The sequence below is a fragment of the Sandarakinorhabdus sp. FBCC-B8862 genome (assembly GCF_059745315.1).
Genome location: NZ_CM185574.1, coordinates 613,380 through 638,743 on the forward strand (window position 1 = coordinate 613,380; position 25,364 = coordinate 638,743).

25 protein-coding genes, 1 tRNA gene and 1 riboswitch are annotated in these 25,364 nt (G+C 68.5%); of the genes, 9 read left to right on the forward strand and 17 right to left on the reverse strand.

Features of this window, described 5'->3' with window-relative positions; genetic code table 11:
• Window position 1: 1 nt before the first annotated feature.
• On the reverse strand, window positions 2-928 hold the full coding sequence (locus AC6BOR_RS02975; protein ID WP_498059729.1) for a DnaJ C-terminal domain-containing protein: 927 nt from the start codon (window positions 926-928) through the stop codon (window positions 2-4).
• A 131-nt stretch (window positions 929-1,059) separates the two neighbouring features.
• Between AC6BOR_RS02975 and AC6BOR_RS02980 the strand changes: the two genes are divergently transcribed.
• Together AC6BOR_RS02980 and ypfJ are read left to right on the forward strand one after the other, a co-directional pair.
• Window positions 1,060-1,956, forward strand: a complete 897-nt coding sequence (locus AC6BOR_RS02980) for a S1/P1 nuclease (RefSeq protein ID WP_498059730.1) — start codon at window positions 1,060-1,062, stop codon at window positions 1,954-1,956.
• Window positions 1,957-1,966: 10 nt separating this feature from the next.
• The gene (gene ypfJ / locus AC6BOR_RS02985) at window positions 1,967-2,845 is read left to right on the forward strand and encodes a KPN_02809 family neutral zinc metallopeptidase (RefSeq protein ID WP_498059731.1); all 879 of its coding nucleotides are present in this window, start codon (window positions 1,967-1,969) and stop codon (window positions 2,843-2,845) included.
• A gap of 15 nt (window positions 2,846-2,860) precedes the next feature.
• Here ypfJ and AC6BOR_RS02990 read toward each other — a convergent pair whose 3' ends face one another.
• From AC6BOR_RS02990 to AC6BOR_RS03000, 3 genes are all read right to left on the reverse strand, one after another.
• Entirely contained in the window at window positions 2,861-3,412 is a 552-nt protein-coding gene (locus AC6BOR_RS02990; RefSeq protein ID WP_498059732.1) for a hypothetical protein, read from the reverse strand.
• Between the two features lie 69 nt (window positions 3,413-3,481).
• Window positions 3,482-4,402, reverse strand: coding sequence for a DUF808 domain-containing protein (locus AC6BOR_RS02995; RefSeq protein WP_498060695.1), 921 nt, complete (start codon window positions 4,400-4,402; stop codon window positions 3,482-3,484).
• Window positions 4,403-4,510: 108 nt separating this feature from the next.
• A complete protein-coding gene (locus AC6BOR_RS03000; RefSeq protein ID WP_498059733.1) occupies window positions 4,511-4,699 on the reverse strand; it encodes a hypothetical protein in 189 nt (62 codons plus the stop codon).
• A 90-nt stretch (window positions 4,700-4,789) separates the two neighbouring features.
• On the opposite strand from AC6BOR_RS03000, the gene AC6BOR_RS03005 reads away from it, so the two are divergent.
• Together AC6BOR_RS03005 and AC6BOR_RS03010 are read left to right on the forward strand one after the other, a co-directional pair.
• Complete coding sequence (locus tag AC6BOR_RS03005; RefSeq protein WP_498059734.1) at window positions 4,790-6,760, forward strand: BamA/TamA family outer membrane protein; 1,971 nt, start codon at window positions 4,790-4,792, stop codon at window positions 6,758-6,760.
• The gene (locus AC6BOR_RS03010; protein WP_498059735.1) at window positions 6,760-10,902 is read left to right on the forward strand and encodes a translocation/assembly module TamB domain-containing protein; all 4,143 of its coding nucleotides are present in this window, start codon (window positions 6,760-6,762) and stop codon (window positions 10,900-10,902) included. Before AC6BOR_RS03005 ends, AC6BOR_RS03010 begins: the two co-directional genes overlap by 1 nt.
• A gap of 45 nt (window positions 10,903-10,947) precedes the next feature.
• On the opposite strand, the gene AC6BOR_RS03015 is transcribed toward AC6BOR_RS03010, so the two are convergent.
• Complete coding sequence (locus tag AC6BOR_RS03015; RefSeq protein WP_498060696.1) at window positions 10,948-11,937, reverse strand: Glu/Leu/Phe/Val dehydrogenase dimerization domain-containing protein; 990 nt, start codon at window positions 11,935-11,937, stop codon at window positions 10,948-10,950.
• Window positions 11,938-12,179: 242 nt separating this feature from the next.
• Between AC6BOR_RS03015 and AC6BOR_RS03020 the strand changes: the two genes are divergently transcribed.
• Window positions 12,180-12,256 (forward strand) — tRNA-His (locus AC6BOR_RS03020).
• Window positions 12,257-12,261: 5 nt separating this feature from the next.
• Here the strand turns inward: AC6BOR_RS03020 and AC6BOR_RS03025 are convergent.
• Window positions 12,262-12,804: a superoxide dismutase family protein gene (locus AC6BOR_RS03025; RefSeq protein WP_498059736.1), complete on the reverse strand. Its 543-nt coding sequence runs from the start codon at window positions 12,802-12,804 to the stop codon at window positions 12,262-12,264.
• Between the two features lie 2 nt (window positions 12,805-12,806).
• Window positions 12,807-13,304 (reverse strand): DUF6456 domain-containing protein, encoded by a 498-nt coding sequence (locus tag AC6BOR_RS03030; RefSeq protein ID WP_498059737.1) that lies wholly within the window; start codon window positions 13,302-13,304, stop codon window positions 12,807-12,809.
• A gap of 99 nt (window positions 13,305-13,403) precedes the next feature.
• On the opposite strand from AC6BOR_RS03030, the gene AC6BOR_RS03035 reads away from it, so the two are divergent.
• Window positions 13,404-13,964: a helix-turn-helix domain-containing protein gene (locus AC6BOR_RS03035; protein WP_094474838.1), complete on the forward strand. Its 561-nt coding sequence runs from the start codon at window positions 13,404-13,406 to the stop codon at window positions 13,962-13,964.
• 39 nt (window positions 13,965-14,003) lie between these two features.
• Here the strand turns inward: AC6BOR_RS03035 and AC6BOR_RS03040 are convergent, their stop codons facing one another.
• The 8 genes from AC6BOR_RS03040 to AC6BOR_RS03075 are packed head-to-tail and all read right to left on the reverse strand — an operon-like array spanning window position 14,004 to window position 20,604.
• Window positions 14,004-15,323: a bifunctional folylpolyglutamate synthase/dihydrofolate synthase gene (locus tag AC6BOR_RS03040; protein ID WP_498059738.1), complete on the reverse strand. Its 1,320-nt coding sequence runs from the start codon at window positions 15,321-15,323 to the stop codon at window positions 14,004-14,006.
• A gap of 32 nt (window positions 15,324-15,355) precedes the next feature.
• The gene (accD, locus tag AC6BOR_RS03045; RefSeq protein ID WP_094474836.1) at window positions 15,356-16,210 is read right to left on the reverse strand and encodes an acetyl-CoA carboxylase, carboxyltransferase subunit beta; all 855 of its coding nucleotides are present in this window, start codon (window positions 16,208-16,210) and stop codon (window positions 15,356-15,358) included.
• On the reverse strand, window positions 16,207-17,040 hold the full coding sequence (trpA, locus tag AC6BOR_RS03050) for a tryptophan synthase subunit alpha (RefSeq protein WP_498059739.1): 834 nt from the start codon (window positions 17,038-17,040) through the stop codon (window positions 16,207-16,209). The genes accD and trpA overlap by 4 nt, the downstream gene beginning before the upstream one ends.
• On the reverse strand, window positions 17,037-18,251 hold the full coding sequence (trpB, locus tag AC6BOR_RS03055; protein ID WP_498059740.1) for a tryptophan synthase subunit beta: 1,215 nt from the start codon (window positions 18,249-18,251) through the stop codon (window positions 17,037-17,039). Before trpB ends, trpA begins: the two co-directional genes overlap by 4 nt.
• Window positions 18,248-18,880 carry a phosphoribosylanthranilate isomerase gene (locus AC6BOR_RS03060; RefSeq protein WP_498059741.1) on the reverse strand — a complete coding sequence of 211 codons (633 nt, stop codon included), beginning with the start codon at window positions 18,878-18,880 and terminating at the stop codon, window positions 18,248-18,250. Before AC6BOR_RS03060 ends, trpB begins: the two co-directional genes overlap by 4 nt.
• Window positions 18,877-19,560, reverse strand: a complete 684-nt coding sequence (gene pyrF, locus AC6BOR_RS03065; RefSeq protein ID WP_498059742.1) for an orotidine-5'-phosphate decarboxylase — start codon at window positions 19,558-19,560, stop codon at window positions 18,877-18,879. Before pyrF ends, AC6BOR_RS03060 begins: the two co-directional genes overlap by 4 nt.
• 1 nt (window position 19,561) lies before the next feature.
• Window positions 19,562-19,843 carry a hypothetical protein gene (locus tag AC6BOR_RS03070; RefSeq protein ID WP_498059743.1) on the reverse strand — a complete coding sequence of 94 codons (282 nt, stop codon included), beginning with the start codon at window positions 19,841-19,843 and terminating at the stop codon, window positions 19,562-19,564.
• An 8-nt stretch (window positions 19,844-19,851) separates the two neighbouring features.
• Window positions 19,852-20,604 (reverse strand): competence/damage-inducible protein A, encoded by a 753-nt coding sequence (locus AC6BOR_RS03075; RefSeq protein WP_498059744.1) that lies wholly within the window; start codon window positions 20,602-20,604, stop codon window positions 19,852-19,854.
• A 106-nt stretch (window positions 20,605-20,710) separates the two neighbouring features.
• Between AC6BOR_RS03075 and map the strand changes: the two genes are divergently transcribed.
• Window positions 20,711-21,532 carry a type I methionyl aminopeptidase gene (map, locus tag AC6BOR_RS03080; protein ID WP_498060697.1) on the forward strand — a complete coding sequence of 274 codons (822 nt, stop codon included), beginning with the start codon at window positions 20,711-20,713 and terminating at the stop codon, window positions 21,530-21,532.
• On the opposite strand, the gene AC6BOR_RS03085 is transcribed toward map, so the two are convergent.
• On the reverse strand, window positions 21,533-22,243 hold the full coding sequence (locus AC6BOR_RS03085) for a peptidylprolyl isomerase (protein ID WP_498059745.1): 711 nt from the start codon (window positions 22,241-22,243) through the stop codon (window positions 21,533-21,535).
• 317 nt (window positions 22,244-22,560) lie between these two features.
• Here AC6BOR_RS03085 and AC6BOR_RS03090 point away from each other — a divergent pair, with 317 nt between their 5' ends.
• Complete coding sequence (locus AC6BOR_RS03090) at window positions 22,561-23,430, forward strand: hypothetical protein (RefSeq protein ID WP_498059746.1); 870 nt, start codon at window positions 22,561-22,563, stop codon at window positions 23,428-23,430.
• Window positions 23,431-23,441: 11 nt separating this feature from the next.
• Here the strand turns inward: AC6BOR_RS03090 and AC6BOR_RS03095 are convergent, their stop codons facing one another.
• A complete protein-coding gene (locus AC6BOR_RS03095) occupies window positions 23,442-24,344 on the reverse strand; it encodes a hypothetical protein (RefSeq protein ID WP_498059747.1) in 903 nt (300 codons plus the stop codon).
• Between the two features lie 150 nt (window positions 24,345-24,494).
• On the opposite strand from AC6BOR_RS03095, the gene AC6BOR_RS03100 reads away from it, so the two are divergent.
• The gene (locus tag AC6BOR_RS03100; RefSeq protein ID WP_498060698.1) at window positions 24,495-25,202 is read left to right on the forward strand and encodes a sterol desaturase family protein; all 708 of its coding nucleotides are present in this window, start codon (window positions 24,495-24,497) and stop codon (window positions 25,200-25,202) included.
• A gap of 5 nt (window positions 25,203-25,207) precedes the next feature.
• Window positions 25,208-25,310: riboswitch (TPP riboswitch) on the forward strand.
• The last annotated feature ends 54 nt before the right edge of the window (window positions 25,311-25,364 follow it).

A 25,364-nucleotide genomic window follows, 5' to 3' on the forward strand; every position in this document is an offset into this window, starting at 1 on the left:
GTCAGGCTTCGAACCCGGCGCGGATTTCACGCCCGTCGATGAAATTCTCCGCAAAGGCCTTCAACTGGGCATGATCAGGCGGAATGTCGATCATCACCGTCACCAGCATGTCGCCACGGGTGGCATCGAGGCGGCGGAAGCCGCGGCCCTTGAGGCGGAACATCTTGCCCGACGTGGTGGCCGGCGGCACCGTGAAGGTCACATCGCCTTCCGGCGTCGGCAGGCGCACCTTGGCGCCCAGCACCGCCTCGTCCAGCCGCAGCGGCATGGTCAGGCGGATATCATCGCCGTCGCGGGTGAACAGGCGGTGGGGGCCGATCTCGATGGTGACAATGGCATCGCCGGGGCCACCGGGGCCAGGCTCACCCTTGCCCGAAAGCCGCATCTGCTTGCCCGATTCGAGGCCGGCCGGCAGCTTGATCTCGATGGTCTGGCCGCTGCGCAGCGTCACCCGCTGCGGCGTCAGCCGCACCGCCTCCACAAAGGGCACGGTCAGCCGATAGGCGACATCGGGCCCGCGCACCTCGGTGCGAAAGCCGCCACGGCCGGTGCCGAACGGGCTGCGCCCGCCAAAAAGTTCGGCAAACAGATCATCGGCGCCCTGGGCAAAATCAAAGCCACCGCGCCCGGCGCCGGCACCAGCCCCGCCCCGGCCAAAGCCACCGCCGGCATCACGGCCAAAGCCGCCGGCAAAGGGGTTGATCGGCTGGCCATCGGCGCCAATCTCGCCCCGGTCATACTGGCCGCGCTTTTCCTTGTCGGACAGCATTTCATAGGCGGCATTGGCTTCCTTGAAGCGCTCGGCCGCCTTGGGATTGTTGGCGTTGGTGTCCGGGTGATTTTCCTTGGCCAGCGTGCGGAACGCCTTCTTGATCTCCGCTTCGCTCGCCGTCCGGCTGACTCCCAGCACCGTGTATGGATCGCGCATTCTGGTTCCAGATCGAAAATAGGCCGTGGTGTTGAGATGGGCAGGCAGGTGCCACCCATCAAGTGGGCGCGACCATAGCGACGCGGGCGCCATCTCGCCAGCGTAACCATGTTGGCTTAAGGAGCCCGGCCATGATCCGGCTTCTCGCGCTCCTGCTGCTGTTCCTCCCCGCCCCGGCGCTGGCCTGGGGCGATTATGCCCATCGCCTCACCGCCAGCATCGCCTGGTCGCAACTGTCGCCGGCGGCGCGCACGCAGGTGAAGGCGCTGATCCGCGCCGCGCCCGGGCTCGACACGCCGGAATGCCGGCTGGCCAGCATCGAGGATGCGTCCGTCTGGCCCGATTGCGTGCGGGGCCGCTATCGCGACCGCTTCGCCTTTTCCGCCCCCTGGCATTATCAGAACATCAGCGTGTGCGAGGCCTTCGACATCACCGCCAAATGCCCCAATGGCGATTGCGTGACGGCGCAGATCCCGCGCCAGCAGGCGATCCTGGCAGATCGGTCGCGCCCGGCCGCCGAGCGGCTGCAGGCCTTTGCCTTTCTGGTGCACCTGGTGGGCGACATGCACCAGCCGCTGCACATGGGCGACAAGGGTGATCGCGGCGGCAATGATGTGCGCGCCGCCTATGGCTTCAAGGCGCCGGACCGGATGAATTTGCACTGGATCTGGGATGGTGACCTGGCCGAACGCGCGCTGACCGAGCCGCCGGCCATCGCCCCGCGCCGCATCACCCCGGCCATGCGCGCCGCCTTTGCCGCCGGCCCCACCGGCACCCAGGCCAAGGTGGCGATCTGGGCGCGTGACGCCTGGGAGATTGCCCGCACCATTGTTTACCCAAAACTGCCGGATTACCCCGACAGCTGCCCGCTGCCGGAGGCGGAGCGCCGCGCCCTGCCTCGCGGCACCGTCACCCCGGCCTATGTCGCCGCTGCCACCCCGGCGGTGCGGACCCAGGTTGTCAAGGCCGGCACGCGCATCGCGAGTCTGGTCGAACACGCGCTGGCGGCTGCGCCGGCAACGCGATAATCTCCCCGCCATGAACCTCGACGACGAAGAGGAAAGCGGCAACATCATCGACCGGCGCGGCGAAGGCGGTGGCGGATTTGGCCTGCCCATTCCGATCGGTGGCGGCATGAGCCTGGGCACCATCGCCATCCTGGTGGTGGTGGGCCTGGTGTTCGGCATCAACCCGCTTTCCCTGCTCGGCGGTGCCGGCGGCACTGTGGGCGGGCCGGGCGTCGGCCAGCCGCAACCGGCACCGGAACGCGCGGCCCTGACCAGCGATCACGACCGCTTTGTCGCCCGCGTGCTCGGCACCACCGAACGCACCTGGGGCGAGATTTTCCCGGCCCAGCTTGGCCAGCCCTATCCCGCGCCCAGGCTCAACCTGTTCGAAGGCCGCGTCCGCTCCGGCTGCGGCCCGGCCAACAGCGGCATGGGGCCCTTCTATTGCCCGGCCGACCGGCAGGTTTATCTCGACACCAGCTTCTTCGACGAATTGTCACGCCGCTTCGGTGCGCCGGGCGATTTTGCCGCCGCCTATGTCATCGCGCACGAGGTGGGCCATCATGTCCAGACCGCGCTGGGCATATCGGATCAGGTGAACCGGGCGAGCCGTTCCATGGGCCAGGCGGGGGCCAACGCCCTGTCGGTGCGGCAGGAATTGCAGGCCGATTGCCTTGCCGGCGTGTGGGCGCACCACAATCAGGATCTGCTGGAACCCGGCGATATCGAGGAAGGGCTGCGCGCCGCCCAGGCCATTGGTGACGACCGGCTGCAGGCCGACGCGGGGCAGAGCATCCAGCCCGAAGCCTTCACCCACGGCACGGCGGCGCAGCGCATGCGCTGGCTGCGGCGCGGGCTGGACACGGGGGAGATCAAGGCCTGCGACACGTTCGCCGCCCAGACCCTTTGACGATCAAGCCCGTGATCAATCGGTATCGGTGATGATGATGCGGCCGCGCGCGATGTCGCCCGGCCCGTCTTCCACCGCGATCACCATCGGCTCGCCATCCTTGGTCGCCCCGGTGATGGTGTTGCCGGTGCGCGCGACGCTGCGGCCCTTGGCGATCAGTGCCTTTTCATACCAGTCTGCCACGGCATCGGCGCTGCCCGGCGCCGAAAAGCCCAGCATCACCCGGCCTTCGCGGCTGCCACCGCCCGACACGTCAACGCTCAGCAGCTTGGCACCCGGATAGCGGCCAATGCCGTCCAGATCGAATTTCGTGTCGCCGGCGATGCCGTCGGGGATGCGCATCTTGCCTTCGATACCGCCGGGCAGGCGCAACGCCATCTCGCCGGATTCGGTGTTGGCGCTGAACTGCACACTGTTCTCGCTGTCACGGCCGTCACGCGTGGCCGGCGCCTTGCCCAGATCCCAGCTGGTATCGCTGGTCAGGCGCTTGGGTTCCGCATCATCCTTCTGGGCGTACCAGACAACGGCGACGCCACACAAAAGGATGGCAAGCAAGGCATTCTTCATCGTCACGGCTCCACTGTGTTGGCCGCCCAATACACGCCTGCCGCCGGCCCGGTCAATCGGCGCGGCGGATCAGTGCGATTTGCCGTGCACCAGATGCAGCCCGGCCGCAATCACCCCGCCCAGGGCCAGGCCGAACAGGCCCGAACCACCGGCTTCAGCCGCCCAGGTGGCCAGGCCGCCGCCGCCTTCCACCATGTGCATGGCGCTGTGCAACAGTTCATGCGGCAGGTGCACGCCAAATTTGTTGAGCCCATCGATCACGATATGGCCGCCCACCCACAGCATCGCGGCCAGGCCCACCCAGCCGAGCAGCGCCAGGAACGGCGGCATGCCCGACACCAGGCCACGGCCCAGCGCCGCCACTGCGCCATTCTTCACCCGCGCCAGCCGCACGCCGGCATCATCGGCCTTCACGATCAACGCCACCGCGCCATAGACCAGCGCGGTGATGCCCAGCGCCACCACCACCAGCGCGATGGCCTGTTCGGCAATCGGCTCCTGCTCCACCGTGCCCAGCGCGATCGCCATGATCTCGGCCGAAAGGATCATGTCGGTCCGGATCGCGCCCGACACCATATTGTCCTCCCGCTCGCGCGGGTCCATCGCGGCGGCCTCTTCGGCGAATTCATCCTGGGGGGTGAATTTCTCCCACAATTTTTCCGCGCCTTCGAAACACAGAAACGCCCCGCCCGCCATCAACAGCGGGGTGATGGCCACCGGCAGGAAATAGGACAACGCGATGGCGCCGGGCAGCAGGAACACCAGCTTGTTCTTCAGGCTGCCGCGCGCGATCTTGGCGACGATCGGGATCTCGCGGTCGGCGGCAAATCCCACGACATAGCGCGGCGTGACGGCGGCATCATCCACCACCACCCCGGCCGCCTTGGCCGATGCCTTGGCCGCCGCGGCGGCGGTATCGTCCAGCGTTGCGGCCGCCACCTTGGCAATCGCCGCCACATCATCCAGCAGCGCAAACAAGCCACCCGCCATGCTCAACGTCCCCCGAACATCACCCGATGCGCGCTTGGCAAAAATCCGTCGCGCGCGCAATGCGGCGGCTTAACCACCAGAGTCCTAACGCCCAGAGTCAGGACCGGTTCAGCGCCGATCGGCCAGCACGATGCCGATGGCGAGCAGCACCCCCACCGCAAAGCCGATGATCAGCCCCTGCGATGGCTGGCCCAGCGCCGTGCCGATCCCGGCGCCCAGCACCAGGCCCAGCGCGATCAAAATGCCACCACCGCGCTGGGGCGGGCGGCCGGAGGAACGGGGCGATTGGCTGTCCATGGCGCTTCCCATGCACCAGCCGGCGCATATTGGCCAGTGGAACGGCGCGTGGCCGTTGCCAGCGCCGCCCCATCCGGTAAACGGAACATCGTGGTGCGTGTGATCCTTGCCTTGCTGGCCGCTGGCCTTGCCGTGCCGGCGCTGGCCCAGCCGGCGCCAGCGCCCCCTCCAGCGCCCGCCCCGGCCGATCCGGAGTCCGAACCACCCCTGCCCGGCCCGGACGCGCCGCTGCCCGAACTGCCGGGGATGGAAGCGCTGCCCTGGCCCGACATCACGCCCGAAACCTCTGCCGAACCCGAACCGGGCGCAGCGGCCATCCGTTACCAGGTAGAATTGAAGGGCCTCAATGAACTGGGCCTTGATGATGAATTCCGCGGCCTGTCTTCGCTGTGGCTGCACCGGGGGGAGGATACCAACCTTGCCCAGCTGGGCCGCCGCATTGCCGAGGATCGCGACCTTGCCGATCTGCTGCTGCGCTCCATCGGTTATTATGGCGGCACGGTGCGCATCACCACCCAGCCGCCCAGCGCCAGCCGACGCGCCAGCCTGGTGCAGGTGTTGGTGGAACCCGGCCCGCTCTATCGAATCAGCGATCTGGTGATCAGCGCGCCGGAAGGCGCTGTGGGCCCGGCCGATCCGGGCCGCATCGTCTCGCGCCTGCTGCCGATCCGCATCGGCGATCCGCTGGACGCGGCGCGGGTGCAGTCGGCCGAAACCACATTGCCCACGCGGCTTGCCGATGCCGGCTATCCTTTCCCGCGCATCCTGCCACCCGACATCGTGGTGGATCACGCCGGCCGCGATGCCCAGTTCCGGCAAGCGATCGATCTGGGCCGGCGCGGCATGTTCGGCGCCATCAGCATCGAGACCACCGCGAAGGGATTCAGCAACAGCCATGTCACCATGCTGGCCCGCTTCAAGCCGGGGGACCGCTACAGCGAGGCCGGCCGCGATGATCTGCGGCGGGCGCTGGTGCAGACCGGCCTGTTCGGCGGCGTGTCTGTCACGCCGGTCGAAGGCGCAATTGCCGAGGATGGCCGCCAGACGGTGGACCTGAAGGTGGCCACCGATCCCGCGCCCTTGCGCACCATCGCCCTGTCGGGCGGCTTTTCCACCGGCCAGGGCCTGCGCGCCGAAGGCAGCTGGACCCACCGCAATCTGTTCCCGCCCGAAGGCGCCTTCACCGCCCGCGCCGTCGCCGCCGAGCGTGAACAGCTGGCCCAGGTGGAGCTGCGCCGCCGCAATTTCCGCGCGCGCGACCGTTCCCTGCTGCTCTCCGGCGGCTTTTCGGCCAGCCAGCAATTCGCTTTTGCCGCCGAAACCCTGGGCGTGAACGCGGCACTGGCGCGCGAAAGCAACATCATCTGGCAAAAGGACTGGACATGGAGCATCGGCGCCCAGGCGCTGATCACCAGCCAGCGCGACCGTTCCGCCCCCGGCGATCCGCGCCGCACCTTCACCGTGTTCGCGCTGCCCGCCAGCCTGACGTGGGACCAGTCCGACGATCTGTTGAACCCGTCGCGCGGGTTCCGGCTCACCGCCCGCCTCAGCCCGGAATTCACGCTCAGAAACCAGAGCAATTTCAATTATCTGAAGGCGCAATTCGAAACCACCGCCTATCAGCCGATTGGCGATCTGGTGCTGGCTGGCCGCTTCCACATCGGCAGCATCGTCGGCGCCAGCCGCGGCGTGATCGCGCCTGATCGCCGCTTCTATGCCGGCGGCGGCGGCTCGGTGCGCGGCTATGTTTTCCAGGGCGTCGGCCCGCGCAATGCCGACAATGTGCCCACCGGCGGCAACAGCCTCACCGAAATGGCGGTGGAGGCGCGCTATCGCTTCCAGGCCTTTGGCCAGGATGTCGGCCTGGTCGCCTTTGTCGACGGCGGGGAGGTTTCCACCGGCACCACCCCGGCCTTTGACCGGCTGTCGCTGGGCGCCGGCATCGGGGCGCGGCTCTACACCGGCTTTGGCCCGGTGCGCATCGATATCGCCACGCCGATCAACCCACAAAAGGGCGATCCGCGGCTGGTCTTCTATGTCTCGATCGGGCAGGCGTTCTGATGACGGAACGGCTCCGCCTTGGGCTGATGCGGCGCGGTCTCAAGGCGCTGCTTGTCGGCCTGCTGCTGCTGGTGGCAGCACTGGCCGCCCTGCCCCTTGCGCTCGACACCGAACCCGGCCGTGCCTTTGTCGCGCGCAACCTGCCGGCGCTGGAACTGCAAAGCGGCCTGTCGTTCCGGGTGCGCGCCATCAAGGGCAGCCTGTGGGGGCGTGGCACATTGGTGGGGGTGGAGCTGCACGATCCCGCCGGCCGCTTTGCCCGGATCGATGAATTGGCGGTGGACTGGCAGCCGCTTGACCTCCTCGCCAACCGCTTTGCCGCCCGGCGGCTGGTGGCCGGCACCATCCATATCGACCGGCTGCCCCGGCTGCGGCCCAGCAGCGATCCGCGCCTGCTGCCCGCCATCGACATCAGCATCGCCCGGCTGGAGGCACCGCGCATCCTACTCGCTCCCGGTGTCGCCGGCGCCAAGGCGCATCAGGCCAGCCTGTCGGGCCGGATCGACATCGCCGCCGGCCGCGCGTTGGTGAAGGTCACAGCCGCAGCCGGCAGTGCCGACCGGTTGCTGATCGATCTCGATGCCCGGCCTGATGATGACCGCTTCGCGCTTGCGGCCCGGCTCAAGGCGCCGCCCGGCGGGCTCGTCGCCGGCCTCACCGGCATTTCGGCCGGGCTGGACGCCACGGCCAATGGCCAGGGCCGCTGGCGGTCGTGGAACGGCACGCTCCGCGCCAGCAGCGGCGGCGCCCAGCTGGCCGATACGGCGCTGACGCTGACCGAGGGTGAATTCGGGCTGGCCGGCCGCATCGATCCCGCCGCCCTGCTGCCCGCATCTGCCCTGTCGCGGCTGCTGGCTGGCGGGCTGGCGATCAACCTGCGCGCCAGCCCGCGCGATGATGCGCTGCAGGTCACCACCACCGCCACCGGCCGCTGGTTCAACGCCAGCCTGTCGGGCCGGGTTGACCGCGCCGCCGAACGGATCGAGGCCGGCACCCTTGCCCTGAAGCTTGTGGATGGCGCGCCACTGCCCGCCGGCCTCACCTTGAAGGGCCTCAGCACCACCGCCCGCCTGTCTGGCCCGTGGCTGGCCCCGGCGGCGGAGGCCAAGGCCAGCGCTGCCAGCCTGGGCCTGCCCGGCGGCTGGTGGCTGGACGGGGTGACTGCCACGGCCATCATCGACGCCAATGATGGCAGCGCCGCGATCCCGGCCGCGGCCAGTGTCACCGCCGTGCGCGGCCTGCCGGCCAACCTTGCACCACTGGCCGGGCGCTGGCAGGCCAGCGGGCCGCTGATCTGGCGCGCCGGCCAGCTTTCGGGCAGCGAACTGGCAGTCAAGTCCGGGCCGGTCACCGGCCGCGCCGGCTTCAGCTGGCGCCCGGCCACCGCCGCCTGGGGCCTGCGCCTGGTGGGGGATGCCCGGAGCTGGGTCCTGCCGCTGCTGGGCGGCAGCGACATCGCCTTCACCGCCGATCTGAAACCCGGCGTGGCGGGCAGCGGCGATTTCCGGCTGACCGCCGCGCGCCCGCCGGCCAGCGCCCTCACCCGCCTCGCTGGCAGCAGCATCGCGCTTGCCGGCCGCTTCACGCTGCAACCCGGCCTGGTGATCAATGCCAGCGGCCTCTCGCTCGCCAGCCCCAGGCTCACGGCCGGCGGCACGCTGGGCTGGCAGGCCGGGCGGGTCAATTTCGCGCTCAGCGGCCGCAGTGCCGAATTCGGCGCCTTCCGCGCCGATGGCGGCGGGCCTCTGGATGCCCTCGCCCTCACCCTGCGCCTGCCCCGCCCCGGCTATGGCCTCACCGATGTGGAGGCGCGGCTGGCCGCCCGCAACGCCCGCTGGCAACTGGCCGCCACCGCACAGACCGCGGCCGGGCCGGCCACGCTGGCGGCAGGCTTTGATGTCGAACCGGTGCTGCGCCTTGATGTCGAGCGGCTGGCGCTGGCCGGCTTTGTCGCCAGCGGCAGCGCCAGCCAATCCCCGGCCGGGCCGCTGGTCGGCCGGCTGGCCCTGCAGGGTGCGGGCCTGTCGGGCGCGGCGCAGCTGTCGGCCAATGGCGATGTGCAGCAGGCCGATCTCGATCTGTCGGGGGACAATATCCGCATCGCGCCCGACGCCAGCATCGAAACGCCGGTGGGCATTGATCAGCTGCGGCTGAAGGCGTTGCTGCGTCTGCCGGCCAGCGGGCCAATGTTGCGCGGCAGCCTCAGCCTCAAGGGGCTGGAACGCGGCAATCTGGTGGTGGACAGCGCCAGCGGCAGCATCGATCTCACCGATGGCAGCGGCAAGGCCAGCCTCACCCTGTCGGGCGACAGCGGCGCCCCCTTTGCCATCACGCTGGCCGCCGCCATTGCCGGTGATGGCGTGCAGTTGTCGGGCGATGGCAGCTATGATGGCCGCGTCGCCCGCCTCACCGGCCCGGCGCGGATCAGCCGCGATGATGCCGGCTGGCATCTGACACCAATGCGGATCAGCAGCGATTTCGGCAATGCCGAACTGTCTGGCGATTGGGGCCCGCGACAGCGCCGGGTGCAGGCCAGGCTCGACCGGGTGTCGCTGGCGGTGGTGGGCCTCGCCTATCCCTCGATCAATCTTGCTGGCCGCGTTTCGGGCGATATCGATCTTGATCTGCCGCGCGGGGCCGTGCCGCGCGGCAAGGCCAATCTCAGGCTGAACGGCCTGTCGCGCAGCGCCATCACCAGCACCTCCACCCCCATTGATCTCGGCCTCAACGCCGTGCTGGGCGCCGATGGCACGCTGGTGCGCGCCGTCATCCTGCGCGCCGGCAAGGTCGAAGGCCGGGCGCAGGCGCGGCTCGGCCCGGCGGCCGAAGGGGCGGAAAGCCTGATCGCCGCCTATGCCGCCGCGCCCATCACCGGCCAGTTGCGCTATGCCGGGCCGGCGCAGGATCTGTGGGGCCTGTCGGGCCTGACCGCGCTTGACCTGCGCGGGGGCGTGCAGGTGGCGGCCGATCTGTCGGGCACGCTGGGCGATCCCCAGATTGCCGGCCGCATCATCGCCCGCGACGCCCGGGTGGAAGCGCCGTTGCTGGGTGCGGTCGCCACCGGCACCAGCCTTGATGCCCGCTTCAACGCCTCCCGGCTGGAGCTGACGCGCTTTGCCGGCACCTCGGGCAGCGGCCGCATCACCGGTTCGGGCAGCATCGATCTCAGCCTGGAACGCGGTTTCCCCATGGATATCCGCATGGCGGTCAGCGATGCCGCCATCCTGGGCCGCGATGATCTGTCGGCGGTGGGCAGCGGCAATATCCGGGTCGCGACCGACGAATATGGCGGCGTCGTTTCGGGCACGCTGAAATTGTCGCGCGCCGAATATCGGGTGGGGCGCACCGCCGTGGCCGATGTTCCGGTGCTGGCGGTGACGGAACGCAACACCCGTGTGCTCGGCCGGCGCGTGGCGCAATATGTGCCGCCCACCCGCTGGCTCTACAATCTTTCCATCACCGCGCCGCGCGATCTGCGCGTCACCGGCATGGGCATCAAATCGGAATGGCAGGCCGATGTGCGGCTGCGCGGCGCCGCCACCGCGCCCGAATTGTTCGGCCGGGTGCAACTGGTGCGCGGCGATTATGATTTTGCCGGCAAGCGCTTCCAGCTCACCCGCGGCGACATCCGTTTCCAGGGCGGTTATCCGCCCGATCCAATCATCAACGTTGCCGCCGAAAATGCCAGCAACGGCTTCACCGCGCTGCTCAGCATCGAAGGCACGGCGCAGCGCCCGCAGATCCGCTTCAGCTCGGTGCCGTCGCTGCCGGAAGACGAGGTGCTGAGCCGCGTGCTGTTCGGCGCCCGCGTCACCGATCTTTCGGCACCCGAAGCCATCCAGCTGGCCGGCGCGCTCACATCCTTGCGCGGCGGCGGCTTCAACCCCATTGGCGCGGTTTCAAAGGGGCTGGGAATCGATCGCCTGCGCATCCTGCCGGCCGACACCACGCTGGGCCGCAAGACTTCGGTCGCCGCCGGGCAATATCTCGGCCGCAATGTCTATGTCGAACTCGCCACCGACGCCCAGGGCTATACCGCCACCAGCATCGAGATCGGCCTCACCCGTTCGCTGTCACTGCTCAGCAGCGTCGCCACCCTGGGCGGCACCTCGGCCGGCCTCCGGTGGACGAAGGATTATTGAGCAAGGGCTCCTCCCCAAACTTGTTTGAGGAGGGGCACGCCGCCCTTACCGCCCGATCAACCCTCGCGCCATCCGGTCCGCCACCACGTCGGTCGCTTCGCCGCTGGCCTGGGCCAGGTCGAACAGGCCGGCAAGGCGCGGGCCGATTTCGTCCACCTGGGCGTTCACGGCATCCAGGCTGGTCTCGCCCAGATATTCGGCAATCACGCTGATGATGCCGCCGGCGTTGATCACATAATCGGGGGCATAAAGTATGCCGCGCGCCGCCAGCCGGGCGCCATCGGCGGCCGTCGCCAGCTGGTTGTTGGCGGCACCGGCCACCACCGCCACATCGAGCGCGGCGATGCTGGCCTCGTTCAGGATGGCGCCCAGCGCGTTGGGGCTGAACACATCGGCGGCAACGCCCATGATCCGGTCCACACCCACATGCGCAGCGCCGAGATCAGCGGCCAGCCGCGCGGCGCGGGCGGCATCGGCATCGGCCAGCGTCAGCTTCGCGCCTTCGGCAGCCAGCGCGCGCGCCAGCGCACCGCCCACACTGCCGACGCCCTGGATCGCCACATGCAGGCCGCGCACGGCCCGGCCCAGCTTGTGGGCCACCGCCGCCTTCAGGCCGGCAGCCACGCCGCGCGCCGTGAACGGGCCGGGATTGCCGCCCACACGGCCCGCCGCCACCGGCAGGCCGGCAACATGGGCCGTGCGCCGCGCCAGCACCACCATGTCGGCATCGGTCATGCCCACATCCTCGGCCGTCACATAACGGCCGCCCAGCGCCTCCACCGCCTCGCCAAAGGCTTCCAGCAGCGCCTCGGTTTTCGGCGCATCGGCCAGCACCACTGCCTTGCCGCCGCCCGCCTTCAGGCCGGCCATGGCGTTCTTGTAACTCATGCCGCGCGACAGGCGCAGCGCATCGGTCAGCGCCTCGGACTCGCTGCCATAGGTCCAGCGCCGCACGCCGCCGGCCGCCGGGCCAAGGTGGGTGGAATGGATGGCAATGATGGCATGCAGGCCGGTTGCCGCATCCTTCACCAGCATCACCTCTTCGTGCGCGTCAAAACCGGGGACCGCCTCGGCCGGCAGGCGAGCCAGCTGCAAGGTCTGCACAGAGGTGGCGAGGGGGGCGGCGACGGTCATGACTCAAGCTCCACCAAGGAAAGATTGCGCCTTAACGCAATAATATTCCAACGTCCAGCAATCTTCCCTGCCGCAGCGCCCGAAACACAAAGCCGCTTGCCAGCCGCCCCCGGCTCGTTTATCCGGCCTCTCCTCTTGCTGTGGCGACTGTAGCTCAGTTGGTTAGAGCGCCGGTTTGTGGTACCGGAGGTCGCGGGTTCAAGCCCCGTCAGTCGCCCCACCCTTTCAGCCTTTCCGAAACTCCGCGCAGGCAAAGCGCGGCCCGGCATTGCCGGCCGGATCGCTGCGATAATCATCGGGCTTGCCGTGCAGCACGATGGCGGCGCCATCATCATCCAGCACTGGGGTTGCGCCATCGGCCAGGCGCAGGCCCGGGATCATCTCATTGAGATTGCCCACGCCCTTGCCGTCCACCGTGATGTTGGGCAGGTCTCCGGCATGGCTGCCCATCGGATTGTCGCGGCCATGCTGGCGGCCGGCCGGGTTGAAATGCGGCCCCGCACTGGCGAAATCCGGGCCCAGGCAGCGGCCAATGGCATGGATGTGCAGGCCATATTGGCCGGGCGGCAGGCCCTTCACCGCCACGATCAGCTGCGTGCCCTCGGCCAGCTGCAACAGCTCGGCATCGCCCAGCGCATTGCCCTCGGCGGTGAGCAATTTGGCTGACAGCATCAGCGACGGCGGCGCACCGCCCACGCGGCCCAGCGATTCGGCCTTGGGCCCACAGGCCGCCAGCAACAGCGGCAACAACAGCAAGACTTGGCGCATGGTCACTCCTTCACCCCATAATGGCTGACCAGCCGGTCCAGCGCCAGCGAAAGCACCAGTTTCCCGGCCCGCGCCGGCCAGCCCAAGCCACGCTCGGCCGCCTCCAGCCCTTCGCCGGCGCACACCACCCGCCACAGCACATCGGCCAGCCCCGGCCCGCAGGCGGCCACCGCGGCATCAAAGCGGCGGCGGGCGGCGATCTGGCTGCCCCCCGGCTCCGGCGCGCTGCCCGGCCGGCGGCTGGATGGCAACGGGTCCCAGCGCATGGTCACGCGCGGGCCCAGGCTGGCGGCGTGATAATCATCGCGCAGCCGCATCCCGGCCGCCAGCTGCGCTGGGCTGATATGGCCGCGCCGCGCCAGCCAGGCCAGCGGCGCCTCGGCCAGGTTCACCGCCACCTGCGCCCGGTCGATCCGGTCGCCCGGCGGCAGGGTGCGGGTGCCGATCAGGCGGTTGGCGGTGGCCGGGGGTACATCGGCGGTTTCGGCGGTGTTCGGCATGCGATTCTCCTGTTTGGCACGAAATGGGCGATTTCATGCTTGCATGAGGCAGGGGTTGTAGGACAGGATTAACCAAACAGGTTATCTGATTGGGGCAACATGATCACCCGCATCCGTGATGTGCGCAAAAGCCGTGGCCTCACCCTGGCCGATGTGGCGGCGGCCTGCGATCCGCCGACGACGCCGCAAACCATCGGGCGGCTGGAAACCGGGATGCGCACCGTGTCGATCGATTGGCTGGAACGGATTGCCGCCGCCATGGGCGTGCCGTCCTCCGCGCTGGTCGCCATGCCGGATCGGCCGGATGTGCCAGTGGCGGCATTGATCGGCCTGAATGGCGCCGATGCCCCGGAACGGCCGCGCACGCTGGTACCGCCCAGCCCGCAGGGCGACATGCTTGGGCTGGTGGTGGAAACCGCGCAGGGCGATTATCGCAGCGGCGATGAATTGTGGGCGCAGCGGCTGGAACCGGCGCAATTCGGCCGCGCCCTCAACCGCGACGTGCTCGCCCCCCGCCCCGCCGGCCGCTTTGCCTTCGGCCGCCTGATCGCCACCGAAGGCGGCCGCATCCAGCTGCTGCCCACCACGCCCGGCGCGCGGCAGCTGGTGCTGGATGTGCCGTGGGTGGCGATGGTGACCACGCTGGTGCGGCGGCTGTAACCAGGATCCTCCCCAAACTTGTTTGGGGAGGACCTGATCTTACGCCGGCACCTGCCCGTTCAATTCCAGCGCCGCGCCGGCCAGGTGCAGGCTGCCGGTGATCAGCACCAGCGGCGGCGCGTCCCCCGTGCGGGCAATCGCCTTCAGCGCCTGGCGGATATTGGGGGCACTGGCGGTCGCCATCCCCATTGCAGAGGCGGTGGCGGCCAGCGCCTGCGGATCATGCCCGGCATGGCCCGGCACCGGCACGGTGTAAATGGCGCTCGCCATGCCGGCGAACGGCTTCAGGAAACCTTCGGCATCCTTGTTGGCCAGCATGCCGGCCACCAGCAACAGGCGCTGGCCCGGCTGCAACAAGGGCCGCACGGCTTCGGCCAGGGCGCGGCCGGCGGCCGGGTTGTGGCCGCCATCCACCCACAGGCTGCTGCCGGCGGGCAGCAATTCGGGCAGCGGGCCGCGTTCCAGCCGCTGCAGCCGCGCCGGCCATTCGGCCCAGCCCATGCCGGCGCGCAGTGCCGCCTCCTTCAGCGGCAGCGCCGCTTGCGCCCGCAACATCGCCACCGCCAGCGCGGCATTGTCATGCTGGTGGGCGCCGGCCAGGCGCGGCAGTGGCAGCGCCAGCTTGCCGTCCCCATCGCGGTAATGCAGCTGATTCTCATACATCGCCGCATCCCAATCCTGGCCGCGGATCACCAGCCGCGCGCCCGCCAGTCCGGCGATTTCGGCAATGCGCGCCGTCACTGCCGCCGGGTGGCGCCCGGTCACCAGCGGCACGCCGCGCTTGGCGATGCCGGTCTTTTCCCGGGCGATGTCGAGAATGGTCGGCCCCAGCCATTGCGTGTGGTCCAGCCCCAATTGGGCAATGCCCGAGACCAGCGCCGATGGCAGCACATTGGTCGCGTCCATGCGGCCGCCCAGCCCCACCTCGATCACGCAGGCATCGGCCTCCACCGTGGCAAAGGCCAGGAAGGCCGCCGCCGTGGTCAGTTCGAAAAAGGTGATCGGCGCCTCGCCGTTCAGGCGGATCACGTCCTTCAACAGCACGATCAGCGCATCATCGGCGATCAGCTGGCCAGCCAGCCGGATCCGCTCGTTGAACCGCACCAGGTGCGGGCTGGAATAGACATGGACGCGGTGCCCTTGCGCCTCCAGGCAGGCGCGCAGCATGGCGCAGGTGCTGCCCTTGCCGTTGGTGCCGGCCACGTGGAACACTGGCGGCAGCCGGTGGTGCGGGTTGCCCAGCCGCTCCAACAGGCGCTCCAGCCGGCCCAGCGACAGGTCAATCTCGGTCGGGTGAAGGGCATAGGCATCGCGCAGCAGCGCATCCAGCACCGGATTGTCAGACCGGGCCGGCGGCATGCGCGCGCCAGGCGATGCGCCCCCGCCCTGGCTCATGCAGCGATGCGCCGCGCCATCAACAGGCCGATCAGGCGGCCCAGCGTGTCCTTCAGGTCACGGCGGTGCACCACCATGTCGAGCATGCCATGCTCCAGCAGATATTCGGCTCGCTGGAAGCCTTCCGGCAGCTTCTCACGGATCGTCTGCTCGATCACGCGCTGGCCGGCAAAGCCAATCAGGGCATTGGGTTCGGCAATCTGCACATCGCCCAGCATGGCATAGCTGGCGGTCACCCCACCGGTGGTGGGATCGGTGAGCACGACGATATAGGGCAGGCCGGCATCGTGCAGCTGCTGGATGCCCACCGTGGTGCGCGGCATCTGCATCAGGCTCAAGATGCCTTCCTGCATGCGCGCGCCGCCGGCAGCGGTGAACACGATATAGGGGGCGCTGGCCGCCAAGGCCGCATCCACCCCGGCCAGGAAGGCCTCACCCACGCCCATGCCCATGGAGCCGCCCATGAAGGCGAAATCCTGCACACCCACGATGGCGCGCCGGCCCATGATCTGGCCATCGGCGACCATCATCGCCTCCGGCTCGCCAGTGGCGGCGCGGGCGGCCTTCAGGCGATCGGTGTATTTCTTCTGATCCTTGAACTTCAACGGATCCTCGGCAACCTTCGCCGCTGGCAGCACGCGATAATCGCCGTCAAACAGCTGGGCAAAGCGCGCCTTCGGCCCGATGCGGTCATGATGGTCACAGCGCGGGCAGACGGAGGCATTGTCCTCCCACTCCTTGGTATAGACCATGGCGCCGCAATTCTTGCACTTGGTCCACAGATTATCCGGCGTGTCGCGGCGGGCGAGAAACCCGGTCAACTGCTGGCGGGTGCGGGTGATCCAGCTCATGCTGCTTGGTCCTTTCGGGCCGTTCTGACGGCTTGCGCCAGCGCCGCCACCTGGGTGGCAACGCGGGCGGGAATATCATTGGCGCGGGCCTCGGCAGCCTCACCAATGGCATCAACAATGGCGCTGCCCACCACCACGGCATCGGCATGGGCGGCAATGGCGGCGGCCTGATCCGGTGTGCGCACACCAAAGCCGACCGCGATCGGCAACGGCGTCGCCGCCTTCAGGCGGGCCACGGCGGCGGCGATATCGGCGGCAGCGGCCGAATTGGCCCCGGTCACACCCGCCACGGCGACATAATAAAGGAAGCCCGACGCACCGTTCAGCACCGCCGGCAGCCGCTGGGCATCGGTGGTCGGTGTCGCCAGCCGCACCAGGTGCAGGCCATGGGCGGCCAGCGCCGGGGTCAGCTCGGCAGCCTCCTCGGGCGGCAGGTCCACCACGATGCAGCCATCGATGCCGGCGGCCTTGGCCTCGGCGGCAAACCGCTCCGGCCCAAAGGCCAGGATCGGGTTGAAATAGCCCATCAGCACGATCGGCGTCGCATCATCACCAGCACGGAAATCCCGCACCATGGCCAGCAGCGCCTTCAAGGTCGCGCCGCCCCCCAGGCTGCGCAGATTGCCGCGCTGGATCGCCGGGCCATCGGCCATCGGATCGGTGAAGGGCATGCCCAATTCGATGATGTCCGCCCCTGCCCCCGGCAGCGCGGCCAGGATGCCGGCCGAGGTTGCCAGATCAGGATCACCGGCGGTCACGAACGTCACCAGCGCGGCGCGGCCTTCGCTGGCGCAGGCGGCAAAGCGGGCGGAAAGCCGGTCGCCGCTCACATCGCCACTCCCAGCGCGGCGGCCACGGTGAAAATATCCTTGTCCCCGCGCCCGCACAGATTGGCGATGATGATCTGGTCCTTGCCCATGGTCGGCGCGATGCGCGCCACGGCCGCCAGCGCATGGCTCGGCTCCAGCGCAGGGATGATGCCTTCGGTGCGGCACAGCAGCTGGAAGCCTTCCAACGCTTCGGTGTCGGTCGCGCTCTGATACTCCACCCGGCCGATGGCGTTGAGCCAGGCATGTTCCGGGCCGATGCCGGGATAATCAAGGCCCGCCGAAATGCTGTGCGCCTCGGTGATCTGGCCGTCCTCATCCTGCAGCAGCATGGTCTTGTTGCCGTGCAGCACCCCGGCGCGGCCACCGGCCAGCGACGCGGCATGCTCGTGCGTGTCCAGCCCCTTGCCCGATGCCTCAATGCCAACGATGCGGACGCCCTTGTCGTCCAGGAACGGGTGGAACAGGCCGATGGCGTTGGAACCGCCACCAATGGCCGCGACCAGCAGATCGGGCAGCCGGCCTTCGCGCTCCAATATCTGGGCGCGGGCTTCCTTGCCGATCACCGTCTGGAAATCGCGCACCAGTTCCGGGTACGGGTGCGGCCCCGCCGCCGTGCCGATGATGTAGAAGGTGTCGTGCACATTGGTCACCCAATCGCGCAGCGCCTCGTTCATCGCGTCTTTCAGCGTCTTGCTGCCGCTTTCCACCGCCTTCACCTCGGCACCCAGCAGCTTCATGCGGAACACGTTGGGAGCCTGCCGCTCGATATCGCGCGCACCCATGTAGATGGTGCAGGGCAGGCCAAAGCGCGCCGCCACGGTGGCGGTGGCCACACCATGCTGGCCGGCGCCGGTTTCGGCGATGATGCGCGTCTTGCCCATGCGGCGGGCGAGCAGGATCTGGCCGATGCAATTGTTGATCTTGTGCGCGCCGGTGTGGTTCAGCTCGTCGCGCTTCAGATAAATCTTCGCACCGCCCAGCTCTTCCGTCAGCCGCGGCGCGAAATAGAGCGGGCTTGGCCGGCCGACATAGTGGGTGAGCAGATCATTCAGCTCGGCATGGAAGGCGGGATCGGACTTGGCTGCGGTGTATGCCTGCTCCAGCTCGAGGATCAGCGGCATCAGCGTTTCGGCAACATAACGCCCGCCAAACTGGCCGAAATGGCCTTTCGAATCCGGCCCGGCCCGCAGGGTGCCAATTTCAGCGTTCATGCGTCCCTCACCGCGCTCGCAAAGGCCATGATCTTCTCCACCGATTTCACCCCTGCCCCTTCTTCCACCCCTGATGCCACGTCCACCAGCGCCGGGGCGACCTGCCGGATCGCATCGGCGACATTGTGGATGCCAAGCCCGCCGGCCAGGCCAAAGCGGCGCTGCGGCCGTGTTTCGGCCAGCAGGCGCCAATCAAAGGCCAAGCCATTGCCACCCGGCAATGGCGCGTCGTTAGGCGCTTTGGCATCCAACAGCAACAGATCAGCCGGGCCTGCCGCCTTTGTCGCAGCCTCGATATCGGCGCGGGTCTTGACGCCGGCGGCCAGCCACACCGGCCGACCATGGCGCTGCGCCAGCGCCGCCAGCCGCCCGGGCGGCACATTGTGGAACTGCAGGATATCGATGCCGGCGGCGATCACGGCGGCGACCAGATCATCATCGGGATCAACCAGCACCGCGACGCGGCCAACCCCTGCCGGCACCAGCGCGATCAGCGGCGCGGCATCGGCCGGGCTCAGGAAGCGCGGGCTGGGCGGGAAGAAGTTGAAGCCAATGTGCGCCGCGCCGCTGGCCACGGCGGCGTGCACGACCTCGGGGGTTTTCACCCCGCAAATCTTGAACGGCGTCATGCCAGGGTGGCAGCAATCGCAGCCGCAGCCGCAGCCGGATCGGCCGCCGCCGTGATCGGCCGGCCAATCACCAGCACGCCGGCGCCCAGCGCCTGCGCATCGGCCGGGGTCATCACCCGCTTCTGGTCGCCCACGTCGCTGCCGGCCGGGCGCAAGCCGGGCACGACGAACAGGCCATCATCCCACGCCGCCTTCACAGCCGCGACCTCGTGCGGGGAACAGACGATGCCATCCAGCCCGGCGGCGCGCGCCACCCCAGCCAGCCGCTGCGCCTGGGCCCCGGTGCCATCGGCCACACCGGCGGCGAGCAGATCGCCATCATCCAGGCTGGTCAGCACCGTCACCGCCACCACCCGGGTGTGCGGCAGCGCGGCGGCGCGGGCGGCGGCCAGCATGGCATGGCCACCGGCGGCATGCACGGTCAGGATGCTGGGCGCCAGCGGGGCGAGGCTGTGAATGGCGCCGGCCACGGTGTTGGGAATATCGTGCAGCTTCAGGTCCAGGAACAGCGGCAGGTTTTGCCCCGCCATCACGGCGGCGATGCCGGCCAGCCCGTGCGCACAGAAAAATTCCAGCCCCAGCTTGATGCCGCCCACATGCGGCGCGACGGCGGCCACCAGCGCGCGCGCCGCGACCACATCGGCCACATCAATGGCCACAAACACGCGATTGGCGGTCACGTCAGATGCCCGTTTGCGCCAGCGGCGGCGCCACTTCGGCGCGCTCGGTGCGGGCCGTGTTCGGCCGCAACCGCCGGCCTTCCACCAGCGGCCGCACAAAGGCCATCCACAACCAGGTCGGGATCATGCCGGCCAGAAAGGCCCCGGCCAGCAGCAGCGGCAACGGCGCCCGCGCCACCCCGCCATCGGGCAGGGTAAAGGGCACGAATGTCCAGTTCGACACCGCCAGCAGCAGAAATGCAAACCCCATCAGCGCCAGCAGCGCATATCGGATGATCGCCATGTTGACCCTCACAGCTCACCGTCTACGGGCGTGATACCAATTTCCATGAGGCCTGCCATCAGCTTTTCCGCCACCTCGGCCAATTGGGCGGTGCTGGTGGAGCGCAGCACGAAGTTGGCGCCGGTCTTGCCCTCCCGCCAGAAGGGGTAGGACCCGATCTGCACGCCGGGATTGTCCCGCTCGGTGCGCTTCAGCAAGTCGGCGACCTTGCTCTCCTGCGTCCAGGCCGCCACCGTGCGGCTCAACACCGGCGCACCGCCTTCCAGCGTGCCGTCCAGCGCCGCCAGCATGCCCTGGGTGATCATCGGCACCCCGGCCATGATGAAGATATTCTCCACCCTTATGCCCGGCGCCTTGGTGCGCGGATTTTCGATCAGGCTGGCACCGGCCGGGGTGCGGGCCATGCGCAGCCGCGCGTCGGTCAACTGGTCACCATAATGATCGGCCAATATTGCCCGCGCATCCGGGTGCACGATCACTTCCCGCCCCAGCGCCGCGGCAATCGCATCCACGGTGATGTCATCATGGGTGGGGCCGATGCCGCCGGTGGTGAACAGATAGTCATGGGACACGCGCAGGGCGTTCACCGCATCGGCAATCGCATCCATATCATCCGACACCACGCGCACTTCCTTCAGGCGGATGCCCTGCACGCCCAGCCATTTCGCCAGATAGGCCAGGTTGGCATCCTGGGTGCGGCCCGACAGGATTTCATCCCCGATGATCACCAGGGCGGCGGTGTAGATGCGTTCGTCGCTCATGGCCGCCGTCTTACCCCAGCCAGCCTTGGCTGGCCATGCCCTGATTACCGGGCCCGGATTGTTGGCCGCATGGACTTGGCGGCCCCGAACGCCTATGTGCATCATGATGACACAGGCGCTCTACACCACCGTGATGGACCCGCAGGAAGGCCAGTTGCGCCTGCACGGGCCGGCCGCATTCGAAGGCATGCGCAAGGCCGGGCGGCTCGCGGCCGAGGTGCTGGATCACATCACCCCCTTCGTCCAGCCGGAGGTTGCGACCATCGATCTCGACACGATGGCGTGGGAATTTGTCCGCGCCGCCGGCGCTGCTTCGGCCACCGTCTTCTATCGCGGCTTTTCCCATTCGCTGTGCGTTTCGGTGAACCATGTCGTGTGCCACGGCATTCCGGGGCCCAGAAAGCTCAAGTCCGGTGATATCGTCAACATCGATGTGACCGTGGTGGTGGATGGCTGGTATGGCGACACCAGCCGCATGTTCTTTGTGGGCGATGTGCCGATCAAGGCGCGGCGGCTCGTTGATGTCACCTATGAATGCCTGATGCTGGGCATCGAACAGGCCAAGCCGGGCAACACGCTGGGCGATGTCGGCTACGCCATCCAGACCCACGCCGAAAAGAACCGCATGAGCGTGGTGCGCGATTTCTGCGGCCATGGTCTGGGCCAGGATTTCCACACCGCCCCCAACGTGGTGCACATCGGCAAGCCGGGGCGCGGCGTGCTGCTGCGGCCGGGGATGTTCTTCACCATCGAACCGATGATCAACGCCGGCGGCCCGGCCGTGAAGGTGCTGGACGATGGCTGGACCGCGGTGACCCGGGATCGCAGCCTGTCGGCCCAGTTCGAACACAGCATCGGGATCACCGAAACCGGCTGCGAGATCTTCACGCAGAGCCCCAAGGGCTGGTTCGCGCCACCCTATAATTGATCAGCGCTTTTTCGGCACCGCCTTCCGCGCAGCCGGGCGCGGTGCTGGCTTCACGACCGGCTTTGGCGGCAACGGGATCACCCGCTTCACGCTGATGATCTTCACCGGCGTTTCGATCATCTGGCCCTTCATGGCGCCCTCGCCCTTGGTGGCCGAGACGGGCGCGTTCTGGATCTTCTTCACCACATCCATGCCGTCCGTCACCCGGCCGAACACGGCATAGCCAAGATTGTCACCGGGCGCGCCCGGCTTGGCATCCAGGCTGGAAAGATCGCCCAGGATGATGAAGAACTGCGCCTGCGCCGTGCCCGGTGCGCCGCGCGCCAGGCTCACGGCGCCTTCATTGTGGGTCAGGCCGGTCACGCTCGTCGGTTCATGTGCCACCGGCGGCAACAGCTTGCGCCCGTCCTGGATGCCGCCCTGCACCAGCCCATAATTGCCATCCGGCGTCAGCTTCATCGCCCGGTAAAAGGCCGCGCCATCCAGCCGCGCCTCGTCAACATGCTTCAGGATATAATTCGCCGTGATCGGCGCGCGCTCGGTTTCCAGCGCGATGGTGATCGGCCCCAGTTCGGTGGTCACCACGATGGCCACGGTGGCCGGCGCCGGCTTTTCTGGAGCCGGGGTCGCGGGTTGCGGTTCCTGCGCCTGCACGGGCAGGGCCAGTGCCAAGGCGGCGGCAAGGATGTGGCGGCGGATGAAGCTGTGCATGGCCGCACGCTGCCGCGACCCAACCGGCCGGTCAAGCGACGGCGCGCCACAGGGCTGGTTTTGCCAGTGTGCAGCCAGAAACTGCGCTGCGGAGCCGGGCTCGCCCACCCGTCACCCGGCAACCGGTCCGGCCAGCCGCAGCGTGGCCGGCCGGTGATCGATGGGTGGTCAAGCCATCAATCCTCCGCAACATCAGCATGTTAACAGCCCATATTGCATTGTGCGCGTAACATTTTTGCCCGAATGCGGCGGCGGCCCATTATATGTGGCGCACAAGTCACTTCACCGGTGCTGATATCTTCCTAATATCCCGCGCCATGCCGCTCCAAGCCGCCAGCACCGCACCACCGGCCACTTCTGGCTGGGATGATGGCGATCCCCGCATCGCCGCCGCGCTGGCCCGGGTGCAGGCGCATCCGGATTTCGCGCCGGCCGTGCAGGCGCTGGCCAGTTCGATGCTGGACCTGTTCGACAGCGAACGCGCGCTGGCCGGCATCTTCAAGGATGCCGGCCGCTATGTCGCCGCGATGGTGGCGGCCTCGATGGCGCGCGATGGCGTCAGCCTGCCCGATCTCAAGCGGCTGTGTGCCGCCTTCGGCCTGCTCAGCCCCGGCCGTGCCCATGCCATGCTGGCCTATCTCGCCTGGCTCGGCCTGATCACCCCCTGGCCCGGCAACGGGCGCAGCCATGCCGTAGCCCCGGCCTTTCAACAGGCCTGGCGCCAGCATCTCGTCGCCGCGCTGCAGGCCGCCGCGCTGATCGATCCGAAGGCCGCCACCATGGCAAGCCGGCTGGCGCAGCCAGAATGGCTGCACCGCTTCACCAGCTGCCAGATGCAGGGCCTGCTGCAATCCCGCCCCGATCTGGATGGTGCCGCCGATCTGGCGCGCGTGTTTCTGGAACGCGATGCCGGATCGCCGCTGCTGTGGCTGATGATCAGCGAAAGCGGCTGGCAGCCTAGTGGCGGGCAGGCCTTCCCGCTCAACGGTGCTGCGCTCGCCCGCCGGTTCGGCGTGTCGCGCATGCACATCGCCCGCCTGCTCGCCGCGGCGCGCAGCAGCAATCTCCTCATCGAAGACGGCACCGGGCACCAGTTCACGGTCAGCGCCAACCAGGAGATCGCCCATCTCTATGGGCTGCAACTCGCCCGCCTGCTGGTCAGCTGCGAACACGCCCTCGCCGGCTGATCAACCCCTCGTCACGACGGGCATTTGTCCCGCCCAGGCCCACCATCGGGCACATCATTGCCGCACGCCATCGCCTTGCCGGGCTTCACCACACTCTTCCAGCCCGGCACCGACGTGGTCAGCCGGTTGCCGCTGATCCGGCAGCCATCACAGTTGGTCAACGTCAGGCCATGGCGGCCAGCGGCAATCACATTGTTTTCAAACCGCACATTGGCCAGCGGTCGGTCGGTCGGCGCATCCATCTGGGTCAGGCCCTGGCCGGTGGTGGCGATGCGGTTGCCGCGCGCCAGCACATCGCTGGTGCCATTGCGCAGCTGCAACGCATCGCTGTGCCAGCCATCGGTCCAGGTGCCGCCGCTGCCCTCGCAATCGCGGCGCGGCACGGCCTGGGTCACCGCCCCACCCCGCTCACACAGCGAAAGATAGCGTTTGAACGGCCCAATCACATTGTCGAGATACTGGATGGTCTGGCTGTCTGAAACGATCATGCAATCTTCCACCAACCCGTCGCAATGGGCGTTGCGCAACGTCACCCGGCTGGAAGACCGCACCGCCACCGCCTTGCGCGCATCGGTCAGATGCACGCCGTCCAGCGTCACGGCATCGCCGCGGTTGACCAGCACGGCATAAAATTGCGCCCCGGCCACCCCGCGCTGCGGCGCGCCGCCAGGCGCCACAATCTCCCCGCCCTGCCATGTGATGTTGCCGCCATTGTCGATCGCCAGCCCCTCGACACGCCGGCCGGTCGCCTCCACCACCAAGGGCGCATCAAACCGCACCGTCACCCGCAGCGCCGGCTCGGCCTTGCCGTCGGCGGATCTGCCCGCCACACAATCCTCGGTCAATTGCAGCGGGCCGGTGCTGGCGGGATTGGCCAGCGCCAGCGCCAGCGCGGCACAGGTAACAAGCGGCAACGGTGTTTCTCCTTTGCCGCAACGTCTTAACCGCGCCGCGTGAACAGGCAATGACCAGGCCGCGACCGCCTGCCGCTTGGCGCGGGCGGCCCGGCCGGCTAAACCACGCCGGTGTCCACCAGCCTCACCTTCGCTTTTGCCACCGTTTCGATGACGCTGATCATCGCCGTGCGCTATCTTGCCGTCTCCGGCGGCTTTGCCTGGCTCACCCGCCGGCGCGGCATCAGCGATGGCCCCGCCGATCCCACCAAGCGCCGCACCCAGATCCGCGCCGAAATCCGCTGGAGCCTGATTTCCGCCGCCATCTATGGCATCCCCGCCGCGCTCGCCGTCGAAGCCTTCCGCCAATGGGGCTGGACGCAATTGATGTGGACGGTCGAAACCCCGCTGCAGGCCGCCTGGTGGCCGCTGTCCATCCTCGCCTATCTCTTCGCGCACGACACCTGGTTCTATTGGACGCACCGCTGGATGCACCAGCCCCGCCTGTTCAAGGCCGCCCACGCCGTCCACCATGCCAGCCGGCCGCCCACCGCCTGGGCCGCCATGAGCTTCCATCCCTGGGAAGCCATCTCCGGCGCCATCTTCATCCCCGCCATGGTCTTCATCCTGCCCATCCACATCGGCGCGCTGGGCGTGGTCATGCTCATCGCCACCATCATGGGCGTCACCAACCACATGGGCTGGGAAATGTTCCCCGCCCGCTGGGTGGGCGGCTGGTTCGGCCGCCACATCATCTCGGCCAGCCACCACGAGGCACACCACCGCTTCTACACCTGCAACTATGGCCTCTATTTCCGCTTTTGGGACAAGCTCTGCGGCACCGATCGCGGCCTTGCCAAGTGGGGCGAGCGGGCGTAATCCGGGCCCATTCCCCGGGGTGCCAGGCAACTGGCTGAGAGCGCGCCCGCGCAACCCGCTGAACCTGATCCGGTTGACACCGGCGGAGGGAGGGAGCGTGTGAGCCAAGACTGGCCAGATCCGCGCCCCGTCCATTCCGGATTTTGGAACAAGGACGCACGC